Here is a 1,654-nt window from a genome sequence, read left to right on the forward strand (position 1 = left end):
CGGCGATTTTCAAGGTAGTTGTCGCGTGAGCGTGTCACGCTGCCTTTGATGTTTGCTGCAGTACCGCTTCCCGCTCCGGGTTCAGGCACACGATTGGTGCCAGCACCCAGTTCCTGATGTTGCCGCTCCAGCGCTCCGGGTGCCGTGCACGCGCCGCCTCGTACAGCTCGATACGCTTGCGCAGCAACTCTTCCGCCTGGCCAGTATGTCGCTGCGCCGGGGTCACGAACTTCAGGGCGCTGTGGCGATGTTCATGGTTGTACCAGGCCACGAAGCTGTTCACCCAGTTCCTGGCCTGCTCCAGCGTGTCGAAGGGCCGCTCCGGCCACCGCGGGCAGTACTTCGCCGTGCGGAACAAGGCCTCGGCATAGGCGTTGTCATTGCTCACCCGCGGGCGGCTGAACGAGGGCATCACACCCAGGTTCTGCATGGCCGCCAGCATGGTCGAGCCCTTCATCGCGCTGCCATTGTCCGAGTGCAGTACCAGCGGCTGGCCTGCTCGCTGTTCACGTAAGCAGGCCTGGCGTAGCAGCTGGGCGGCCTGCTCGGCGCTTTCACTTTCATGCACCTCGTTGGCCACCAGCTTCCGGCTGTAGACGTCCTTGATCATGTACCAGTAGAAGTAACGGCCCTTGACCGTGGTCGGCAGCCAGGTGATGTCCCAGCACCACAGCTGGTTCGGGCCGTCGGCCACATGGGTCGTCAGCGCTCGTTTCACCGGTGGGCGGCTACGGCCGCGCGGATGCTGCTGTTCGGCGTCCTTCAGCAACCGGTAAAAGGTCGACTCCGAGGCCAGCCAGGTGCCCTGATCGGCCAGCCGCGCCACGATCTGCTGCGGCGGCAGGCTGGCAAACTCGGGCTGGTTGGCGACCTCCAGCACGCGGCGGCGCTCTTGCGGGGTCAGCTTGTTGGCCGGCTCAGCTCGCTGTGCCGAAGGACGCCGATCCTCCGGGCAGTGCTGCCAGCGCTGCAGGCTGCGCAGCGACAGGCCCAGTTCGGCGCAGGCCTGCGCCCGCCGCGCTCCCGCCGCCACGGCGTCCTCGATCAACTGCAGCGTTTCACGGCGATCCGGGGCGCTGATCATTCGTCCTCGTCCTTCCCCCAGAGCGCCTCGGCTTTTTTTCGCAACACCAGCAGAGCCGCGGTTTCTGCCAGCGCCGCATCCTTGCGCCGCAGTTCACGCTCCAGCTGCTTGATGCGCTTCTTCGCGGCCTTTTCCTCTTCGCGTTCGCGCCGGGTCTTGCTCGGCTGAGCCAGGCTGTTGGCCTGCTCGCAGGCTTCGCGCCAGGCGTTGATCTGCTCGACATACAGGCCTTTGCGCCGGCAGTACTCCGCCAGCTCAGCCGCATTGAGGCTGGCGCTTTCCAGCACCACCCGAAACTTGTCCAGGCTCGACCACTGGTCGGCCTGCTGTCCATCTCCCGGCACCACTGCTCCCGCTGCTCTGGCCTGTTTGCGCCAAGCATACAGGGTGGCATCAGTAATGCCTGTCGCTTCCACCAGCTCCGGCACCGTCCGGTTCAAGGGCGGCATCATCTGCCGCACCACCCACTCCCGATGCTCTATCGAATAACGCGCCACACGGCTCTCACTTACGCCCACCGACCAAGACTCATCGAATCAACTCACACGACAACTATCCTGACGCGGCGGG

General features: G+C 65.0%; 1 protein-coding gene. It reads right to left on the reverse strand.

The features are described from left to right. Nucleotides 1–34 precede the first annotated feature (34 nt). Nucleotides 35–1,581, reverse strand: a protein-coding gene (locus L6D63_RS28270) for an IS3 family transposase (RefSeq protein ID WP_236170504.1) whose coding sequence is annotated in 2 segments (ribosomal slippage) — nt 35–1,095 and nt 1,095–1,581 — 1,548 coding nt in all. Because the reading frame shifts where the segments join, the coding sequence is not laid out codon by codon here. Nucleotides 1,582–1,654 lie beyond the last annotated feature (73 nt).

The organism is Pseudomonas parakoreensis (assembly GCF_021602155.1).
Taxonomy (GTDB): Bacteria; Pseudomonadota; Gammaproteobacteria; order Pseudomonadales; family Pseudomonadaceae; genus Aquipseudomonas; species Aquipseudomonas parakoreensis.